14 protein-coding genes are annotated in these 18,130 nt (G+C 68.2%); 3 read left to right on the forward strand and 11 right to left on the reverse strand.

Translation table 11 applies throughout. The annotated features are described in order from the left end of the window. Nucleotides 1-10: 10 nt before the first annotated feature. Both ACSX1C_RS13575 and hutC read right to left on the reverse strand, forming a co-directional pair. Nucleotides 11-604 carry a HutD/Ves family protein gene (locus ACSX1C_RS13575; protein WP_439886560.1) on the reverse strand — a complete coding sequence of 198 codons (594 nt, stop codon included), beginning with the start codon at nt 602-604 and terminating at the stop codon, nt 11-13. Continuing rightward, a complete protein-coding gene (hutC, locus tag ACSX1C_RS13580; RefSeq protein ID WP_439886561.1) occupies nt 601-1,353 on the reverse strand; it encodes a histidine utilization repressor in 753 nt (250 codons plus the stop codon). Before hutC ends, ACSX1C_RS13575 begins: the two co-directional genes overlap by 4 nt. 97 nt (nt 1,354-1,450) lie before the next feature. Between hutC and ACSX1C_RS13585 the strand changes: the two genes are divergently transcribed. Then, complete coding sequence (locus tag ACSX1C_RS13585; protein ID WP_439886562.1) at nt 1,451-2,815, forward strand: formimidoylglutamate deiminase; 1,365 nt, start codon at nt 1,451-1,453, stop codon at nt 2,813-2,815. Here the strand turns inward: ACSX1C_RS13585 and ACSX1C_RS13590 are convergent. From ACSX1C_RS13590 to ACSX1C_RS13620, 7 genes are all read right to left on the reverse strand, one after another. Beyond that, nucleotides 2,812-3,378, reverse strand: a complete 567-nt coding sequence (locus tag ACSX1C_RS13590; RefSeq protein ID WP_439886563.1) for a lipocalin family protein — start codon at nt 3,376-3,378, stop codon at nt 2,812-2,814. The two genes, ACSX1C_RS13585 and ACSX1C_RS13590, sit on opposite strands and share 4 nt — an antisense overlap. Nucleotides 3,379-3,388: 10 nt before the next feature. Beyond that, the gene (gene bamE, locus ACSX1C_RS13595) at nt 3,389-3,643 is read right to left on the reverse strand and encodes an outer membrane protein assembly factor BamE domain-containing protein (protein ID WP_318644726.1); all 255 of its coding nucleotides are present in this window, start codon (nt 3,641-3,643) and stop codon (nt 3,389-3,391) included. Between the two features lie 63 nt (nt 3,644-3,706). Continuing rightward, entirely contained in the window at nt 3,707-4,309 is a 603-nt protein-coding gene (locus tag ACSX1C_RS13600; RefSeq protein WP_439886564.1) for a DUF924 family protein, read from the reverse strand. A 19-nt stretch (nt 4,310-4,328) separates the two neighbouring features. Beyond that, the gene (locus ACSX1C_RS13605) at nt 4,329-5,336 is read right to left on the reverse strand and encodes a class 1 fructose-bisphosphatase (protein WP_439886565.1); all 1,008 of its coding nucleotides are present in this window, start codon (nt 5,334-5,336) and stop codon (nt 4,329-4,331) included. 36 nt (nt 5,337-5,372) lie between these two features. Next, nucleotides 5,373-7,067 carry a histidine kinase N-terminal 7TM domain-containing protein gene (locus ACSX1C_RS13610; RefSeq protein WP_439886566.1) on the reverse strand — a complete coding sequence of 565 codons (1,695 nt, stop codon included), beginning with the start codon at nt 7,065-7,067 and terminating at the stop codon, nt 5,373-5,375. A 178-nt stretch (nt 7,068-7,245) separates the two neighbouring features. After that, nucleotides 7,246-8,604: a DUF3999 domain-containing protein gene (locus tag ACSX1C_RS13615; RefSeq protein ID WP_439886567.1), complete on the reverse strand. Its 1,359-nt coding sequence runs from the start codon at nt 8,602-8,604 to the stop codon at nt 7,246-7,248. A 2-nt stretch (nt 8,605-8,606) separates the two neighbouring features. Continuing rightward, the gene (locus tag ACSX1C_RS13620; protein ID WP_439886568.1) at nt 8,607-12,167 is read right to left on the reverse strand and encodes a DUF2339 domain-containing protein; all 3,561 of its coding nucleotides are present in this window, start codon (nt 12,165-12,167) and stop codon (nt 8,607-8,609) included. Nucleotides 12,168-12,400: 233 nt separating this feature from the next. Here ACSX1C_RS13620 and ACSX1C_RS13625 point away from each other — a divergent pair, with 233 nt between their 5' ends. Then, on the forward strand, nt 12,401-12,802 hold the full coding sequence (locus ACSX1C_RS13625; RefSeq protein WP_318644720.1) for a YkgJ family cysteine cluster protein: 402 nt from the start codon (nt 12,401-12,403) through the stop codon (nt 12,800-12,802). Nucleotides 12,803-12,868: 66 nt separating this feature from the next. Here ACSX1C_RS13625 and typA read toward each other — a convergent pair whose 3' ends face one another. Both typA and thiI read right to left on the reverse strand, forming a co-directional pair. Beyond that, entirely contained in the window at nt 12,869-14,680 is a 1,812-nt protein-coding gene (gene typA / locus ACSX1C_RS13630) for a translational GTPase TypA (RefSeq protein WP_439886569.1), read from the reverse strand. A gap of 129 nt (nt 14,681-14,809) precedes the next feature. Continuing rightward, entirely contained in the window at nt 14,810-16,264 is a 1,455-nt protein-coding gene (gene thiI, locus ACSX1C_RS13635; RefSeq protein ID WP_439886570.1) for a tRNA uracil 4-sulfurtransferase ThiI, read from the reverse strand. A gap of 330 nt (nt 16,265-16,594) precedes the next feature. Between thiI and glnA the strand changes: the two genes are divergently transcribed. Beyond that, nucleotides 16,595-18,001 carry a glutamate--ammonia ligase gene (gene glnA, locus ACSX1C_RS13640; protein WP_213639661.1) on the forward strand — a complete coding sequence of 469 codons (1,407 nt, stop codon included), beginning with the start codon at nt 16,595-16,597 and terminating at the stop codon, nt 17,999-18,001. Nucleotides 18,002-18,130 lie beyond the last annotated feature (129 nt).

The raw sequence follows: 18,130 nt of genomic DNA on the forward strand, positions 1-18,130 counted from the left end.
TGCGAGACGCCTAGGCCCCTGGGCTCAACTCGATAAGGCAGCACGCCCCGGGGCTGTCCGCCTCCAGCTCCAGCTCCAACAGGTCCTGGTCATGTTCGATTTGCAGGCAGTCGTAGCGCCCCAGGGTGGCGCCATCCTCCCCCGCCACGCGCACCCGCAGCGCCTCGCTCGCCGCGAACAGCAACAGGGTAGGCGCGCAAGCGAACAGCCGCTGCGGCCGTTCCAGCCCCAGCCATTGCAGGCGGGCGGCGTAGCGCCGGGGCGCATAGATCAGGTTGAAATCGCGAATGGCGCCGCCCAGCAGCCGGCATTCCACCCGACTGTCGCCGCCGAAGGCGAAGGGGTCCAGCGGCAGCAGCGGCCGAGAGGGCCGCTCATCGACCCGCAGGCGCATGCCCTCGCCTTCCAGCACGGTGATCACCCGCTGGTAGCCGGCGAAGCTGGAGAAGCCGCCCGACTCGCCGATGTCGGCGATCGACAGGCGCCAGCCGAAACCGTCCAGGCCTTCGCCCCGGTCCCGGGCGATCTCCAGGGTGCTGCCCGCGCCGTTCTTCCAGGGCATGCGCGGATAGTCGGCGGCCCGGTGCAGATGCAGATGGGTCATGAGCCGAAGCGTCCTTCCAGACGATGGCGCGAGCCCGGGTGCAGCAGCCGCGCGAAGGTCACGGCGCGGGGCCCCGACCAGGTGCGCCGGCGGATCAGCAGGCAGGGTTCGCCCCGCTCGATCTGCAGCAGCCGGCATTCCTCCGGCTCGGCGAGAATCGCCTCGACCACGTGCTCGCCCTCGGTCAGCGGCGCGACCCGCGACAGGTAGGCGTAGGGCGTCTGCCGGGCGAAGTCCTGCTGCAGGTAGTCCGGTGCCACCGCCGCGTTGACGTAGCGATCCTCGAGCTGCACCGGCACGTCGTTCTCGAAGTGCAGGATCAGCGAATGGAACACCTTCTGTCCCTCGCGCAGGTCCAGGGCCAGGGCCCGCTCCGGGTTGGCCAGCTCCTCCCCCAGCCGAATCAGCTTGCTGCGGTGGCGGTGGCCGCGGGCGGCGATCTCGTCGGCGATGTTGTTCACCGCGAACAGCGCGGAGCGCCCCTTGGGCTCGGCAACGAAGGTGCCGACCCCCTGCATGCGCACCAGCAAGCCCTCGCTGGTCAGCTCGCGCAGGGCGCGGTTGATGGTCATGCGGCTGAAGCCCAGCGCCTCCACCAGCTCGCTCTCCGAGGGCACCCGATGGTGCGCGGGCCAGGCGCCGCTGTGGATCTGCTGAACGATCATCTGCTTGACCTGGGCGTACAGTGGCGCAGGGGCATCACCGAGCTGGCCAGCCAGAACAGACGGCGTCGAGAATGGTTTCGTCATGGGGTGCCTCCTTGTCGGCCGGGTTCGGCAGTTTACGCCCGCCCTAAACACCTGTATATGTATATACAATCAAATACGAGCATCTAGGTCGAGCATTATGCCTGCATACCACGCTTCATGCGCGTTGCTGCCCGAAGGTTGGGCGAAGAACGTGCGCCTGCACGTCGACGCCCAGGGCGAACTGGAACGCATCGAGGTCGGGGCGTCCGCCGACGGCGCCGAGCGCCTGCGCGGCCCCCTGCTGCCGGGCATGCCCAACCTGCATTCGCACGCCTTCCAACGCGCCATGGCCGGCCTGGCGGAAGTCGCCGGCGACCCCAACGACAGCTTCTGGACCTGGCGCGAGCTGATGTATCGACTGGTCGGCCGGCTCAGCCCCGAACAGGTCGAGGTCATCGCTCGCCAGCTGTATATCGAGATGCTCAAGGCCGGCTACACCAGCGTCGCCGAGTTCCACTATGTGCATCACGGGGTGGACGGCCAGGCCTATGCCGACCCGGCCGAGCTGGCCCTGCGCGTCAGCCAGGCGGCCACGGACGCCGGCATCGGCCTGACCCTGCTGCCGGTGCTGTACAGCCACTCGGGCTTCGGCGGCCAGCCGGCGAGTCCGGGCCAGCGCCGTTTCATCCACAGCACCGACAGCTACCTGGAGCTGCAGCGACGCCTGCAGTCGGCGCTGCAGGGCAAGGCGCTGCAGCGCCTGGGCCTGTGCTTCCACTCGCTGCGTGCGGTCACCCCCGAGCAGCTGCAGACGGTTCTCGCCGCCGACAGCGGAGAGCGCCCCATCCATATCCATATCGCCGAACAGCGCAAGGAGGTCGACGACTGCCTGGCCTGGAGCGGCCGCCGGCCGTTGCAATGGCTGTACGACAACGTCGCGGTGGACGAACGCTGGTGCCTGGTGCATGCGACCCACGCCGAGGCCGACGAGGTCGCCGCCATGGCCGCCAGCGGCGCGGTGGCCGGCCTGTGCCTTAGCACCGAGGCCAACCTCGGCGACGGCCTCTTCCCGGCGGTGGACTACCTGGCCCGGGGCGGGCGCCTGGGCATCGGCTCGGACAGCCATGTATCGGTCAGCCTGGTCGAGGAGCTGCGCTGGCTGGAGTACGGCCAGCGTCTGCGCGACCAGAAGCGCAACCGCCTGTACCGCGCCGATCAGCCGATGGTCGGCCGCAGCCTGTTCGACGCCGCCCTGGCCGGCGGCGCCCAGGCCCTGGGCCAGCCGGTCGGCGCCCTGGCGGTGGGCAAGCGTGCGGACTGGCTGGTGCTGGACGGCGAAGATCCCTATATCGCCAGCGCCCAGGACGACGCCATCCTCAACCGCTGGCTGTTCGCCGGCGGCGACCGGCAGATCCGCGATGTGATGGTGGCCGGACGCTGGGTCGTGCGCGATGGCCGCCACGCCGCCGAGCCGGAAACCAAACGGGCCTTCGCCCGGGTGCTGGGCGAGCTGCTCGACTAGGGGGCGAGCCGACTGTCGGGGGTGCGCCAGATCAGTCGCTCGGTGGCGTAGCCCTGCTCGCGCGCAACCTCCAGCAACTTGTCGCGCACCGCCGGGGCGACCTGCGGCGTACGCGCCAGCAGCCACAGGTAGTCGCGATCGGGGTGGCCGACCAGGGCGCTCCGGTAGTCGGCATCCAGGTACAGCACCCAGTATTCGCCGCGGGCCAGGCCAGGCAGCAGGCGGCCGAACCAGTTGTCGAACTGCACCCAGAGCCTGTCGGTCCGCCCCGCCACCTGGGCGACGGCGCGGCCCTCGACCTGTTGCCACTCGCCCTCGTGGGTGCGGCAGCGGTTGACCACCTTCAGGCTGCCGTCGTCCTGCAATCCATAGTGCGCCTCGGACTGGGCACAGTTGCGCTGGAAGAACATCGGCAGCCGTGCCAGTTCGTACCAGGTGCCCTGGTAACGCTGCAGGTCGACCCGCTCGACGGCTTGCGGCGGCGCCCCGGCCCCCGCGCCGGAATCCGGGGCGGCGCAGCCGGCCAGCAGCGCCAGGACCAGCAGACCCGGCACGCCACGCATGCGGCCCTCCTTACTTGAGCCCCTTGCCGGAGAACATCAGCACCTGGTCGCCGGCGAACTGCACGCTGATCATGCTCTGCTCGTCGCCCCAGGTGCAGCTGGTGATGCCCAGGGCGCCGGCGCACTCGCTGGGCGCGCCGAGCAGCTGCTCGACCTCGGTCTTGCTCATGCCGGCCTGCAGCTTCGAATAGTTGGCCTGGTTGACCTTGTTGCAGGCGGCCAGCAACACGCAGAGGGCGATCAGGGCGAGGGGGCGAAACGACATGCAGGTACTCCGCAAAAAGGTGAGCGGGCCGGCAGCCGGCCCCGGGATAGACTCGGTTGGACGTCAGAAGCGCGAGCCGGGTTCCTCGAGGAAGCGCAGCTCCTCCTCGCTCGAGGGCCGGTCGAGAATGGCGTTGCGATGAGGGAAGCGACCGAAGCGGGCGATGATGCGCTGGTGGCGCTCGGCGTAGCCCAGGTAGTCGGCGAACTGCTTGCGCTCGGCGGCGGACGCCGCATCCAGCAGACGGGTGAAGCGCCGCAGCGCCTCGTCCTGCAGCAGCAGGTCCTCGGCATGCTCCAGCACCAGGTAGACGAACACCCGCTGGATCGGCGCCAGGGCCGCCTCGTGCGCGCCGTCCAGGCCGGCGAACACCAGCTCGCGGGCCCGGGCATCGCCGGCGAAGGCCCGGGGACTGTCGCGATGGATCATCCGCGGCAGCTGGTCGAGCAGCAGGACCAGCGCCAGCCAGCCTTCGGCCTGCTCGGCCCAGTCGGCGAGTTCGCCGGCCAGGGCCTGCTCGACCAGGGCGCCGAAGCGCTCGCGGGCCTCGGCATCCTGGCTGTCGCGCTTGCCGAACCACAACCCGGAACGGCTCGCCGCCACCTCGGCCGCCGACGCCTGCGGGCCGAACCACCAGTCGAGCAAGGCTTGCCAGGGCGCACTCATCGCCGCTCCTCCCGTGGGCTCACGCCTGATGGTAGGCGGTAACCCGCTCGACTTCCTGCTTGGAGCCGAGGAACACCGCCACCCGCTGGTGCAGCGAGGTCGGCTGGATGTCGAGGATGCGCTGGGTGCCGTTGGTGGCGGCGCCGCCGGCCTGCTCGATGATGAAGGACATCGGGTTGGCCTCGTACATCAGGCGCAGCTTGCCGGGCTTCTCAGGCTCGCGGCCGTCGCGCGGGTACATGAAGATGCCGCCGCGGGTGAGGATGCGGTGCACGTCGGCGACCATGGAGGCGATCCAGCGCATGTTGTAGTTCTTCTCCAGCGGCCCGGTCTCGCCGGCCAGCAGCTCGGACACGTAGCGCTGCACCGGCGCCTCCCAGTGGCGCTGGTTGGACATGTTGATGGCGAATTCCTTGGTGGTCTCCGGCACCTTGATGTTGTCGTGGGTGAGCACGAAGCTGCCCAGCTCGCGGTCCAGGGTGAAGCCCTTGACGCCGTTGCCCAGGGTCAGCAGCAGCATGGTCTGCGGGCCGTAGATGGCGTAGCCGGCGGCCACCTGCTGGGTGCCGGGCTGGAGGAAGGCCTCCTCGCCCAGGTCGCCCTCCTCGCCGTTGCGCTCAGGGCAACGCAGCACCGAGAAGATGGTGCCGACCGAGACGTTGACGTCGATGTTGCTGGAGCCGTCCAGCGGGTCGAACACCAGCAGGTAGGCGCCCTTGGGATAGTGGCCGGGAATCTGGTAGGCCTTGTCCATCTCCTCGGAGGCCATGCCGGCCAGGTGACCGCCCCACTCGTTGGCCTCCAGGAGGATCTCGTTGGACAGCACGTCGAGCTTCTTTTGCACCTCGCCCTGCACGTTCTCGGTTTCCATGCTGCCGAGCACGCCGCCCAGGGCGCCCTTGGACACCTGATGGCTGATCGCCTTGCAGGCCCGCGCCACCACCTCGATAAGGAAACGCAGATCGGCGGGGGTGTTGTGACTGCGGGTCTGCTCGATCAGATAGCGGCTCAGGGTAACGCGGGACATGGACGGCTCCGGGAAGGAAGAAAAAACCCGCGCAGTTTACCCCTTTATCGGCTGCGGCGCCTCAGCCCCTGGATGGGTGGAGGCGGCCGCCGGCGAGACGCATACCCGGTTGCGTCCAGCATTCTTGGCCTGGTACAGCGCCAGATCCGCGGCGCCGAGCAGCTGATCCAGGTCCAGGCCCTGCTCGGGTAGCACCGCCAGGCCGGCGGACAGGGTCACCCGCCGCGCGCCGCCCCGGGTCGCCAGCGGCTGCGCGGCCAGGCCACGGCAGAGCGTTTCCAGGCGCTGGCGGGCCTCCTGCGCATCGGCGCCGGGCAGGATCAGCAGGAACTCCTCGCCGCCGAAGCGGAACACCGCATCGGAGCCGCGGGTGTTGTCGCGCAGATACTGGGCCACGGCCTTGAGCACGTCGTCGCCCTCCAAATGGCCGTGGGCGTCGTTGAGCTGCTTGAAGTGATCCAGGTCGATCAACGCCAGGGCCAACGGCGTGCCATCGCGCCGGGCCCGGGCCAATTCGCGGGCGAAGAACTCGTCCAGGTAGCGGCGGTTGTACAGACCGGTCAGCGGGTCGCGCAACGCCTGGGCCTGCAGCAGCTCGTGCAGGCTGGAAATGGTGCGCAGGCGCTCCTCGCTGAGCGCCAGGGCCTCGGCAAGTTCGAGCTCGCCGAGGTGGCGCTGGGTGACATCGCGCAGGTAGAGCATGCGACCGATATCGAAGGTGCCGCTGTGGGTGACCCGCTCGATGGTACGCACCCGCACCTCGAAGTATCGCGCCGGGTCGCTCAGGGTCAGCAGGCGATTCTCCTGCTCGCCCCCCTGCTCGACCAGCAGGCACTGCAGCTCTGCCCCGAACACCGGCCAGTCGAGCAGCCTGCGCCCCTGCCAGCCCTCCCCCTGGCCGGCCAGCTTGAGCGCCGCCGGGTTGGCCTCGACCACCCGGCGGTGCGGGTCGACCACCAGCACCGGGTCGAGCAGGGCCTCGAGCAGCAGATGACGGGCCACCGGCAGCAGATCGAACAGACGCACGCCGATGATCAGCCAGGCGAAGGCCACCAGGGTGAAGGTGAATGTGAAGGGGGTGGGGTCGAAACCGAACAGCATCCAGCCGAAGCCGACATAGCCGAGGTTGGCCAACCAGGGCAGCGCAGTGACCAGCACGAAGGCCAGGTAATGACGACGGTAGACCCCCTTGCTGAGGGCCGCCGCCCGGATCACCACACCCATGCAGAAGGCCATGAACAGGTACACATAGGCCGCCGCCAGGTAGAACAGCGGACCGTGCTGGTAGCGGATCGGCGCCCCCGCCTGCGCCGACAGCGGAGCCGTACCCGCCCCGTAGAACAACCCGTGCCAGGGATTGCTCAGGGCCATCGCCCAGATGAGCCCAGGCACCAGGGTCAGGGCCAGCACCGCCCGCCCGGGCAACGGCCGCCGCACGCTGTTGACGTACTGCCAGAGGAACACCGCCCAGAAGGTCGGCGTCAGGACGATGCCCGGCCAGGCCATGCTGGCCCAGAACACCTTGCTGTCGGCATCCTGCACGGCCATCTCCAGGCCGGCCGCGAGCAGCCACCAGAGGCTGGCGACATGCAGCACGATAAAGCTTTCGCGCCCGGGGAAACTCCGCTGACGCAGGAGCCAGTGGGCCAGCAGCAACACCCCGCAGCACAGCAGCGCGGTGAACAGCACCGGACCGCTGAGCAGCCAGGCGGCGGTGAGCTGGCCGTTCACCGTTCGCCCCCCGGGCGCCCGACGACCGCGAAACCGTCGTGGCGGTACAGCGGCCTAAGGACCGAAGGGAGTGAGAAGAGGATCGAAATGAACAAAAGGCCTTCCTGACCTAGCACTCAACCAATATCCGGCACTCACGATACTGCAATTCCATGCCAACGGTATGGTTTTATCGCGTTCACGCCCCAGACTCGGGCGTACGCGTCCGCCGCAACAGGCTGACGGCCATCAGCGCCAGCAAGCCCACGCCCAGCAGCAACACCGCCCACAGCCCCCAGCGCCGCCAGGCCGGCGCGCCGCCCTCGGGAGCAGTGGCCTGCAGCGCGGCGCCCGGCTCGAGCTCGGCCGTGTCGAGCCGCTCCAGGCGCTCCGGGCGAAAGCCCGGGATCAGGCTATGGGGCGACAAGGCCGCCGATGCCGCATCCGGATTGCCCAGAACCAGGCGATAGGGTGGGCTACCCCGCTGCAGGAATACCAGGACGGTGGCGCGCAGGCCGAGCCGCAGATACGGCGCGCCTCCCAGGCCGCCACCACGCTCGTCCACCTCCAGGCGCAGCTGCTGCACGGCGGCACCGGCCAGGGCCAGCTCGTCCTGGCGCAGCTCGCCTCCCGGCTCCGTCACGCGGTAGAGCAGGCCGCTGCCCAGCGGACGCCAGCGCCCCTGTCCGCCGCCCCGGCCGCTGACCCGCACCGGCGCCAGGCTGTTGTCCGGCCCCAGTTCGATCCTGACCCGCTCTAGCGGCAGCGCCAGCGGCAACTGCCACTGGTAGGCACCGCCCGCGGCACGCTGCGCCGGCAAGGGCTCGGACCACACCAGGGGCAGCGACAGACTGTCGTGGGGCCGACTGAACAGCCGTGCGGCGGTCAGCTGCGGCGCCTGCCGCGGGCTCTGCCACAGCAGCCGTAGGTAGCGCGCCCGGCGCCCCGGCAGCTCGACCTGGCGCTGTTCGATGCGCTCGTCGGCGAACGACAGGCGTGCCAGCTGGCCCTGCCCCCAGGGACGCCAGGTGCGCAGGTCCTCGCTGGCCTCGATACGAAAGTGCTGAAAGCCCTCCTGCTCGCTGCTCCAGTCCAGCCGCAGGCGTGCCAGCGGCTGCTCGACGGCGCTGGCGTCGAGCAGCCAGCCGCGCAAGGCGGCCGGCTGCGCCACCGTCTCTGCCTCAAGCAGCTCGATCAAGGTGCCGCTGGCGCTGCGCCGCACCCGCAGTCCCGGCGAGTCGACCAGGTCCTCGGCCTCGTCGTACAACGCGAACCAGCGCACCTCGTGCTCATGCAGGGTCTCCTGCGCCGGGCTGCGCACCAGGGCATAGGCCAGCGCCTCGCCCTCGCCGTTGAACACCCGCAGGTCGCGCAGGTCGGCGTGGCGGGCGGCAAGATGGGCGGCCATGGGCAGCTCCAGGCGGTACCAGGGCCCTTCGCCGGTCAAGCTCAGCGGCAGCTGCCAGGCGTAGTCGGCGGGCCGTTCCGTGGCCTGGCCGGCGAAACCGCACAGCAGCCCACAGAGCAGCAGCCAGACGCGCCCACGATCTTGTCTCATCCTCATACCCGCTCCTCTTCCAGAGGCCGCACCCGATCCTGCCGGGCAGGCGGCAAGGGGGCGAAGTAGCCGACCACCAGCAGCAGCACGCCAACCCCGATAAAGGACACGATGCGTTCCAGCCCGCCGCGATTGCCCAGCTCGACGAAGAACAGCTTGGCCACCACCACGGCGATCAGCGCCGCGCCGACCAACCACAGCTCGCGGCGCCGGCGCAGGTGACCGAAGACCATCAGCGGCAGGGCGATCAGGGTCCAGACGATGGACAGCCCGGCCTGCACCAGCATCGAGTCGAGCAGGGGCTGCAGGCGATAGGGCACGCCGCCCCAGTGGTGAGCCGTGCGCATCACCAGGGCGGTGAACAGAGCGAACAGCGAGGCGCCGACCAGCAGCTTGAGCAGCAGGCGACTGCGCGCCGCCGTCAGGCCCAGCTCTGGCAGGCTCATCGACGCCCAGGCATAGAGTGCGGCGAGGCTCAGCAGCAGCCCCAGTTCCAGCGGATTGAGCAGCGGCAGGTAGGGCAGCGGCGCGGCCTCACCGGCGCTGAGGACATTGGCCAACCAGAACCAGGCGAGCATCAACAGGGCCAGCGGCAGTGCCGCCAGCACGCGGTATTCGCGCGGGTAATCCGCCAGCGGCCAAGTCCAGCGGCGTGACCGCGCCATCAGCCAGAGGTAGGCGCTGGGCAGCAACGCCCAGCCGAGCCAGCGCCAGGCGTTGTAGTGCTCGGCCAGGGCGAGGAAGCGGTAGCGCAGCTCCAGGGCGATGACCGCCAACAGCAGCCAGCAGCCGAGCACATGGCTGGCGCTGCGGGCACCGGCCGGCAACAGCGGGGCCAGGCGGCGCAGCAGCCAGAAGTGCGCGGCGAACAGCGCCGGCCAGGCCAGCCAGCCGAAATGCGCCGAGGGCTGATAGCGCCAGTGCCAGGCCTGCAGCAGCACCACCGCCGCCACCGGCAGCAGCAGGCCGCCGAGCAGTGCCAGCTCCGGCCACTGCTGGCGCTGCGCCAGCACCCCGGCCAGCAACGCGCTCAGCGCCGCCGCCAGTAACAGGGCCGCACTCTGCAGGCCGCTGCCCTCGACGAAACGCAGCAGCTCGCCGGCCAGCGCCAGGCCCAGCCAGGCCACGCCCCATACCAGCAGCACCGGGGCCAGGGGCAAGCCGAGCCCGTCCAGCAGCGCCGGCGCCTCGCCGCGCCCCCGGACCTGCAGGCGCCAGGCGGCCAGCAGTGCGACCAGGGCCAGGGCCGCGGGCGCCCAGAACTCGGCATGGGCCAGCGGCCACAGGCCATCGCCGCCGCCCCGGACCAGCAGCAGCCGGCTGGCGATCAGCAGGGCCAGGCCACTGGCGAACTGCAGCGCCAGGGCCAGGGCGAAACCGACGCGCCGTTGCAGCCGCTGGCTGAACCAGAGCACCAGCAGCGCGGCGGCGCCCCAGACCGCGCCGCTGCCGGGCAGGACATACGGCTGCATCAACTGGAAACTGCCCAGAGCCAGCAGCAACAGCGCCGCGCCCCCGAACAGCACCCGGCGGTCGATGCCCAGACGCGTCAGGCGGATCGCCCAAAACAGGCCGGCGACCAGCAGCACGGCCAGCAGCGCGGCAGACAACAGCAGCCCGCCGCCCGCCTCGACGCCGAGCCCTGGCACGCCGCCCAGCTGCAACAACAGCAACAGGCCGCCGAGCAGCTTCACGGCGCAGGCTGCCAGCAGCAGCACCCGGGCCTGCAGGCGCAGGCCGAGCAGCAGGGTCAGCAGCCCGGCCACCGCCCAGGCGATGACGCTGCCGGCGACGGCGAAACTCAGCGGCGCCATCAGGTAGAGGAAGGCCAGGCCGGCACAGGCCAGCAGCGACGAGCCGCGCCGCTCCCAGGTGCTGCTGGCCTCGGCAGGCGCCTGGCGCAGCTGCCAGTAGCTGAACGACAGCGCCGCGCCGAGCAGCAGCGCCCCCAGCACCGCGCCGTCGAGCAGCGATTGCACGCCGACGCGCAGCTCGCCCAGGTAGGCCAGCGCCGCGCCGAACTGCAGCAACAGGGCGAAGGCCCGCGCCAGGCCGCGGCGCTGGTGCAGCGCCAGCCAGTAGACGCCGGCGCCCTCCACCGCCCAGGCCGCCGAGGTCCAGCGCGCGTCCAGGCCCAGGGGAATCGCCAGGCTGGCGAACACCACACCCAGGGCCAGGCAGGTTTCCACCAGCAGCAGCGCGCGGCCGGCGGTGCGGCCGGCCAGCAGCCGGGCCAGACTCAGGTAGAGCAGGCCCAGGCCCAGGGCGCTGAAGGCCGCGGCAAACTCGAGGTGCTGCACCAGGGCGAACTGCAGGCCGAAACCGACCAGCGGCGGGCCGAGCAGCACGGTGGCGTCGAGGTAGTCGCCCTGCCCGGCCGACCAGCGCAGCAGCTCGCCGCGCTCGCTCGGCGCCTGCGCCGCCTCGCGCAGCTTGCGCCGGGCGAACAGCAGGCCGATGGCCAGGTACATCAGGAAGAACAGCCAGAGGAAGGGCGCGGTGCTCCACAGCAGCTCCGGGGTATAGGCCCGCAGCCCCCAGGCCAGGCCGATACTGAAGGTGCCGACGAAGCCGATCAGGTTGAGCAGGCGCCAGGCCTTGAACCAGGCGATGGCCAGAATGCCGGCGTTGAGCAGGGCGAAATAGCCGAACAGGGCCACATGATCGCCGCTGCCGGTGGAGGTCAGGATGGGCGCGACGAAGCCGCCGAGGGCTGCCGCGGCAGCCAGGCCCAGGGCGTTCTGCGCCACCGCGAGGATGGCCGAGCTGCAGGTCACCAGCACCAGCAGCGCCAGGGCCAGGCCCGCGGGCAGCAGCGGATGTAGGCGCATTGCGGCAAATACCGTGAGGTACAGCACGCCGACGCCCGCCCCCTGCAACACCAGGGCATAGCCGGGGTTACGCCGGCGCAGCCACCAGCCCAGGCCGAGCAGGGCGATGGCACTGGCGGCGACGCCGGCGTAGCGCAGCTCCACCGGCAGCACCAGGCCCTCGGTGGCGTAACGCAGGAGAAAGGCCAGGCCGAGGAACAGCAGCAGCACCCCGACCCGCAGCAGGGTGTTGCCCCCCAGCAGCCAGGCTTTGGCCTTGGCCAGTGCGCGCTGGAACACCGAGGGCTCGCGCGCCGGCCGAGCCCAGCCGGCATCGCCGTCCGTTGCCATGGCCGCCCCCTGGCTCGCCGCCGCATCGGCCTCGGCCGGTGCCGGCCCGATTTCGGCGGCCTGCGGCTCTATGTCCAGGGTCCACTCCGGCGCCCCGGGGACAGACTCCGCCGCCGCGACAGGCTCCGGCTCGGCCGCGGCTGCAGGCGCTGGCGCCTGGCCGTCCGCCTGGGCCTGTTCGACCCTGAGCAGGCGCTCATGGATCGCCGTGGTGCCGCGCTCGAAACGTTCGGCGAACCCCTCCAGCCGCGTCGCCAGCTCGGCGTTCCGCCGGGCCAGCGCCTGCAGCCTGAAGGCCTGCCCCAGGCTCAGGCCCAGCAGGCCGCCCAGCAACGCGGCGCCGAGCGACTCCCCGGCCAGGGTTCCCAACACCAAACCCACCAGCATGAAGATCCATTGCATGCAGCATTTCCCGATCCGCTAGAAATGTTCAGCCGCCGCACCGAGCCTACGGCACCGCTCGCGGCGCCGCTCAGTATAGGTAGCGGCTACTCAGGGAGACGCCCGCCCCGGGCACAGCGGACACAAGTCTGGCACCGACGGCAGGTTGAATCGACCAACCGGCAGAAGTCTGTTCACATTTTCATCAACGCCGCTATCATCGCCCACCGCCTCGCCAACGCACAGCCAACGCCATGAAGAACAACCTGATCGCCGCCGCCGAACTCGACCGCCTGGATACCTGGGCCAAATACAGCGCCGACATGTGCCACAGCTGCATGTCCAGCTGCTGCACCCTGCCGGTGGAAGCGCGCATCGGCGACCTGATCCGCATCGGCGTGGTCGACGAGTTCGAGCGCGGCGAGCCGGCGAAGAACATCGCCAGGCGCCTGCAGAAAGAAGGCATAGTCGAGCGTTTCAACCAGAAGTCGGGGGTCTTCACCCTGGCGCGCATGAGCAACAACGACTGCCTCTATCTCGATCGCAAGTCGCGCCTGTGCACCATCTACGACAAGCGTCCGGACACCTGCCGCAACCACCCCAAGGTCGGCCCGCGCCCGGGCTACTGCGCCTACAAGCCGAAACCCTTGAAGTAGCTAACCAGAAAAGACAAAGCCCCCGCCGGCTCACACCGACGGGGGCTTTTTCATTGCAGCCAGGACTTAGCCCTTGCTGGCGCGCTTGCGGTCGTTCTCGTTGAGGAACTTCTTGCGCAGGCGGATCGACTTCGGCGTCACTTCCACCAGCTCGTCGTCATCGATGAACTCCAGCGCCTGTTCCAGGGTGAACTTGATCGGCGGCACCAGCTGGATGGTTTCGTCCTTGCCGGAAGCGCGCATGTTGTCGAGCTTCTTGCCCTTGGTGGGGTTGATCACCAGGTCGTTGTCGCGGCTGTTGATGCCGCACAGCTGGCCTTCGTAGATGTCCTGGCCCGGCTCGAGGAACAGCTTGCCGCGGTCCTGCAGGGTTTCCAGCGAGTAGGTCAGCGCCTTGCCGGTGGCCATGGAGACCAGCACGCCGTTCTGGCGGTGGGCGACTTCGCCCAGCTTGATCGGGCCGTAGTGGCTGAAGGTCGAGGTGAGGATGCCGCTGCCCGAGGTCATGGTCAGGAAGGCGTTACGGAAACCGATCAGGCCGCGGGCCGGCACGGTGTACTCGAGGCGAATGCGACCCTTGCCGTCCGGCACCATGTTGGTCAGATCGCCCTTGCGCAGGCCCATCTGCTCCATGACCGGCCCCTGGTGCTGCTCCTCGATGTCGATGATGACGTTCTCGTAGGGCTCCTGCTTGACGCCGTCGACCTCCTTGATCACCACTTCCGGACGGCCCACGGCCATCTCGAAGCCTTCGCGGCGCATGGTTTCGATCAGTACCGACAGGTGCAGCTCGCCGCGACCGGAGACCTTGAACTTGTCGGCGCTGTCGCCTTCCTGCACGCGCAGGGCGACGTTGTGCAGCAGTTCCTTCTCCAGACGCTCCTTGATGTTGCGGCTGGTGACGAACTTGCCTTCCTTGCCGCAGAACGGCGAGTCGTTGACCTGGAAGGTCATGGACACGGTCGGCTCGTCCACCGACAGCGGCGGCAGGGCCTCGACGTTGTTCATGTCGCACAGGGTGTCGGAGATGTACAGCTCGTCCATGCCGCTGACGCAGACGATGTCGCCGGCCTGGGCCTCGGCGACTTCGACGCGCTGCAGGCCGGAGTGGCCCATGATCTTCAGGATGCGGCCCTGACGCTTCTTGCCGTCGGCGCCGATGGCCACCACCGGGGTGTTGGTCTTGACGCTGCCGCGGGCGATGCGGCCGATGCCGATGACGCCGAGGAAGCTGTTGTAGTCCAGCTGGGAGATCTGCATCTGGAACGGGCCGCTGACGTCGACGTTCGGCGCCGGCACGTGGTCGACGATGGCCTGGAACAGGGCGTCCATGTGGTCGTCCATGGCCTCGTGGTCCATGCCGGCGATGCCGTTCAGGGCGCTGGCGTAGACGATCGGGAAGTCCAGCTGCTCCTCGGTGGCGCCGAGGTTGTCGAACAGGTCGAAGATCTGGTCGATCACCCAGTCCGGACGCGCGCCGGGACGGTCGATCTTGTTGACCACGACGATCGGACGCAGGCCGGCCTTGAAGGCCTTCTGGGTGACGAAGCGGGTCTGCGGCATCGGGCCGTCCTGGGCGTCGACCACCAGCAGCACGGAGTCGACCATGCTCATCACGCGCTCGACCTCACCACCGAAGTCGGCGTGGCCGGGGGTGTCGACGATGTTGATGTCGTAGCCCTTCCACTTCAGCGCGGTGTTCTTCGCCAGGATGGTGATGCCACGCTCTTTTTCCTGGTCGTTGCTGTCCATCACCCGCTCGTTTTCCAGCTCCTTGCGGTCCAGGGTGCCGGACAGGCGCAGCAGCTTGTCTACCAGGGTGGTCTTGCCATGGTCGACGTGGGCGATGATGGCGATGTTGCGTAGATTTTCGATCACTTTTGTATCTCGATCAGAGGATTCGGTGTGCCGCGTATTCTGGGCGGCGAGTATGAACAAACAGGGTGTCGGCGCGGCCGACGGTCGGGGGGGCGATGGCGGATGCTGCCGCCATTCAGCCCGGGGGTCTTATGTCGGACGATAAACGCGCACATTGGCATGCCCCTCGCTCAACAGGTGGTGGGCATGCAGGCGGCTCATCACCCCCTTGTCGCAATACAGCAGGTATTGGCGCGCCTCATCCAGCTCCTTGAACTTGCTGTTCAGGGCGTAGAAAGGCAGCGCCTGCACCTCGATGCCGGGCAGCTCCAGCGGCTCGTCCTCGACGGCATCGGGGTGGCGGATGTCGATCACCACGTGGCCGGCCAGGGCCTCGCCGACTTCCTCGACTTGCACGTCCTTGCCCAGCTCGTCGATCACCTTGTCGATCGGCAGCAGGGTGGCGCGCTCCAGGGCGCGCTCGAGGATGGCCATGTCGAACTGGCTCTCCTCGTACTCGATGCGCGCCGGCTTGGCCTTGGTGGTCGGGTTGACCGAGATCACCCCGCAGTATTCCGGCATGTGCTTGGCGAACTCGGCGGTGCCGATGGCATAGGCGGTGTCGATGATGTCCTGCTTGTGGCTGGCGATCAGCGGGCGCAGCACCAGCTTGTCGATGGCCGAGTCGATCACCGTGAGATTGGGCAGGGTCTGGCTGGAGACCTGGGAAATCGCCTCGCCGGTGACCAGGGCGTCGATCTGCAGGCGCTCGGCCATGCGGCTGGCGGCACGCAGCATCATGCGCTTCAAGATCACGCCCATCTGGCTGTTGTCGACCTTGCCGAGGATCTCGCCGAGCACCTCCTCGAACGGCACGCTGATGAACAGCACGCGATGGGAACGACCGAAGCGCTGCCACAGGTAGTGGGCGACTTCCATCACCCCCAGTTCGTGGGCCCGGCCGCCGAGGTTGAAGAAGCAGAAATGGCTGAGCAGGCCGCGGCGCATCATCTGGTAGGCGGCCACCGTGGAATCGAAGCCGCCGGACATCAGCACCAGGGTCTGCTCCAGCGAGCCCAGCGGGTAGCCGCCGATGCCGTTGTGCTGGCGGTGGACGATGAACAGGCGCTGGTCGCGGATCTCCATGCGCACCTCGACCTCGGGCTGTTTCAGGTCGATGCCGGCGGCGCCGCACTGCTGGCGCAACTGGCTGCCGACATGGCGCTCGACGTCCATGGAGGTGAAGCTGTGTTTGCCGCCGCGCTTGCAGCGCACGGCGAAGATCTTGCCCGGCAACTGGTCGGCGAAGTGCAGCTTGCACTTGTCCAGCACGTCGTCGAGATCACCCAGGGGGTACTCGTGCACTTCCAGGAAATGGATCAACCCCGGGGTGCAGCGCAGCCGCTCGATCATCTCCTGCAGCGCCTTCGCCTCGGTGACCGCGGTCTCCACTTCCAGGTTGTCCCAGACGCCATTGACCACCAGCTGCGGGTCGAGATCGCGCAGCACCAGGCGAATGTTCTTGGCCAGCTGGCGGATGAAATGCTTGCGCACCGGCCGGCTCTTGATGGTGATTTCCGGGAAGACTTTAACGATCAATTTCATGAAGGCAGCGCGCGCCGAGGAGGCCGAAAAAACAGGGGCGCGGATTATAGCGGAAATTGCTCAGACTTTGATCAAAAAACCCGCACGGGTCTCGCGGCGCACTATTTTGGTGCCATCGCAAAATAGACAGCATCAAAATGGTGCAAAAATACCCTCCAGCTTGCCGCGCAGCCCCCGCCAGCACTGAGTTTCAGCCTTCCAGCCCATTCCGGGGCACTGGCATGCAATTTGCTCCCTTGTGAGGCAGGTTGTCCTGGCCGACTATCGCGCCGGGCTTCACCGAACTATCGAGGGCTCACCGAAACGAGCCTTATCCACCTGGAGGACAGCATGTCGAAGTCGATTCAACTGATTAAAGAACACGACGTGAAGTGGGTTGACCTGCGCTTCACCGACACCAAGGGCAAGCAGCACCACGTCACCATGCCGGCGCGCGACGCCCTGGACGAAGACTTCTTCGAACACGGCAAGATGTTCGACGGCTCCTCCATCCACGGCTGGAAAGGCATCGAAGCCTCCGACATGATCCTGATGCCGGTCGACGAGACCGCCGTACTGGACCCCTTCACCGAAGAGCCGACCCTGATCATCGTCTGCGACATCGTCGAGCCGAGCACCATGCAGGGCTACGACCGCGACCCACGCTCCATCGCCAAGCGCGCCGAAGAGTTCCTCAAGACCACCGGCATCGGCGACACCGTGTTCGTCGGCCCGGAGCCCGAGTTCTTCATCTTCGACGAAGTGAAGTTCAAGTCCGACATCTCCGGCTCGATGTTCAAGATCTACTCCGAGCAGGGCTCGTGGATGACCGATCAGGACGTCGAAGGTGGTAACAAGGGCCACCGCCCGGCCGTCAAGGGCGGTTACTTCCCGGTTCCGCCGTGCGACCACGACCACGAAATCCGTACTGCCATGTGTAATGCCATGGAAGAAATGGGCCTGGTCGTCGAAGTGCACCACCACGAAGTGGCCACTGCCGGCCAGAACGAAATCGGCGTGAAGTTCAACACCCTGGTCGCCAAGGCCGACGAAGTTCAGACCCTGAAGTACTGCGTGCACAACGTCGCCGACGCCTACGGCAAGACCGCCACCTTCATGCCCAAGCCCCTGTACGGCGACAACGGCTCGGGTATGCACGTGCACATGTCCATCTCCAAAGATGGTAAGAACACCTTCTCCGGCGAAGGCTATGCCGGCCTGTCCGACACCGCCCTGTACTTCATCGGCGGCATCATCAAGCACGGCAAGGCGCTGAACGGCTTCACCAACCCGTCGACCAACTCCTACAAGCGTCTGGTCCCGGGCTTCGAGGCCCCGGTCATGCTGGCCTACTCGGCGCGCAACCGCTCCGCCTCGATCCGCATCCCCTATGTGTCGAGCCCGAAGGCCCGCCGCATCGAAGCGCGCTTCCCGGACCCGGCTGCCAACCCCTACCTGTGCTTCGCCGCCCTGCTGATGGCCGGCCTGGACGGTATCCAGAACAAGATCCACCCTGGCGATGCGGCCGACAAGAACCTGTACGACCTGCCGCCGGAAGAAGGCAAGCTGATCCCGCAGGTGTGCGGCAGCCTGAAGGAAGCCCTGGAAGAGCTGGACAAGGGCCGCGCGTTCCTGACCAAGGGCGGCGTGTTCTCCGACGACTTCATCGATGCCTACATCGAGCTGAAGAGCGAAGAAGAGATCAAGGTGCGCACCTTCGTGCACCCGCTGGAATACGACCTGTACTACAGCGTCTAACCCCGCTGCGCGCCGCCCCGGCGGCGTGACGCCCAAGGCCCCGTCCGGCTTCAGCCGGCGGGGCCTTTTTTGTGGGCGGCAATCACAGCGCGAAGGCCTCGGGCTTGCCAGCACGGCGCACCGGTGCAA

The organism is Pseudomonas sp. MBLB4123 (assembly GCF_051904775.1).
Classification (GTDB): Bacteria; Pseudomonadota; Gammaproteobacteria; order Pseudomonadales; family Pseudomonadaceae; genus Aquipseudomonas; species Aquipseudomonas benzenivorans_B.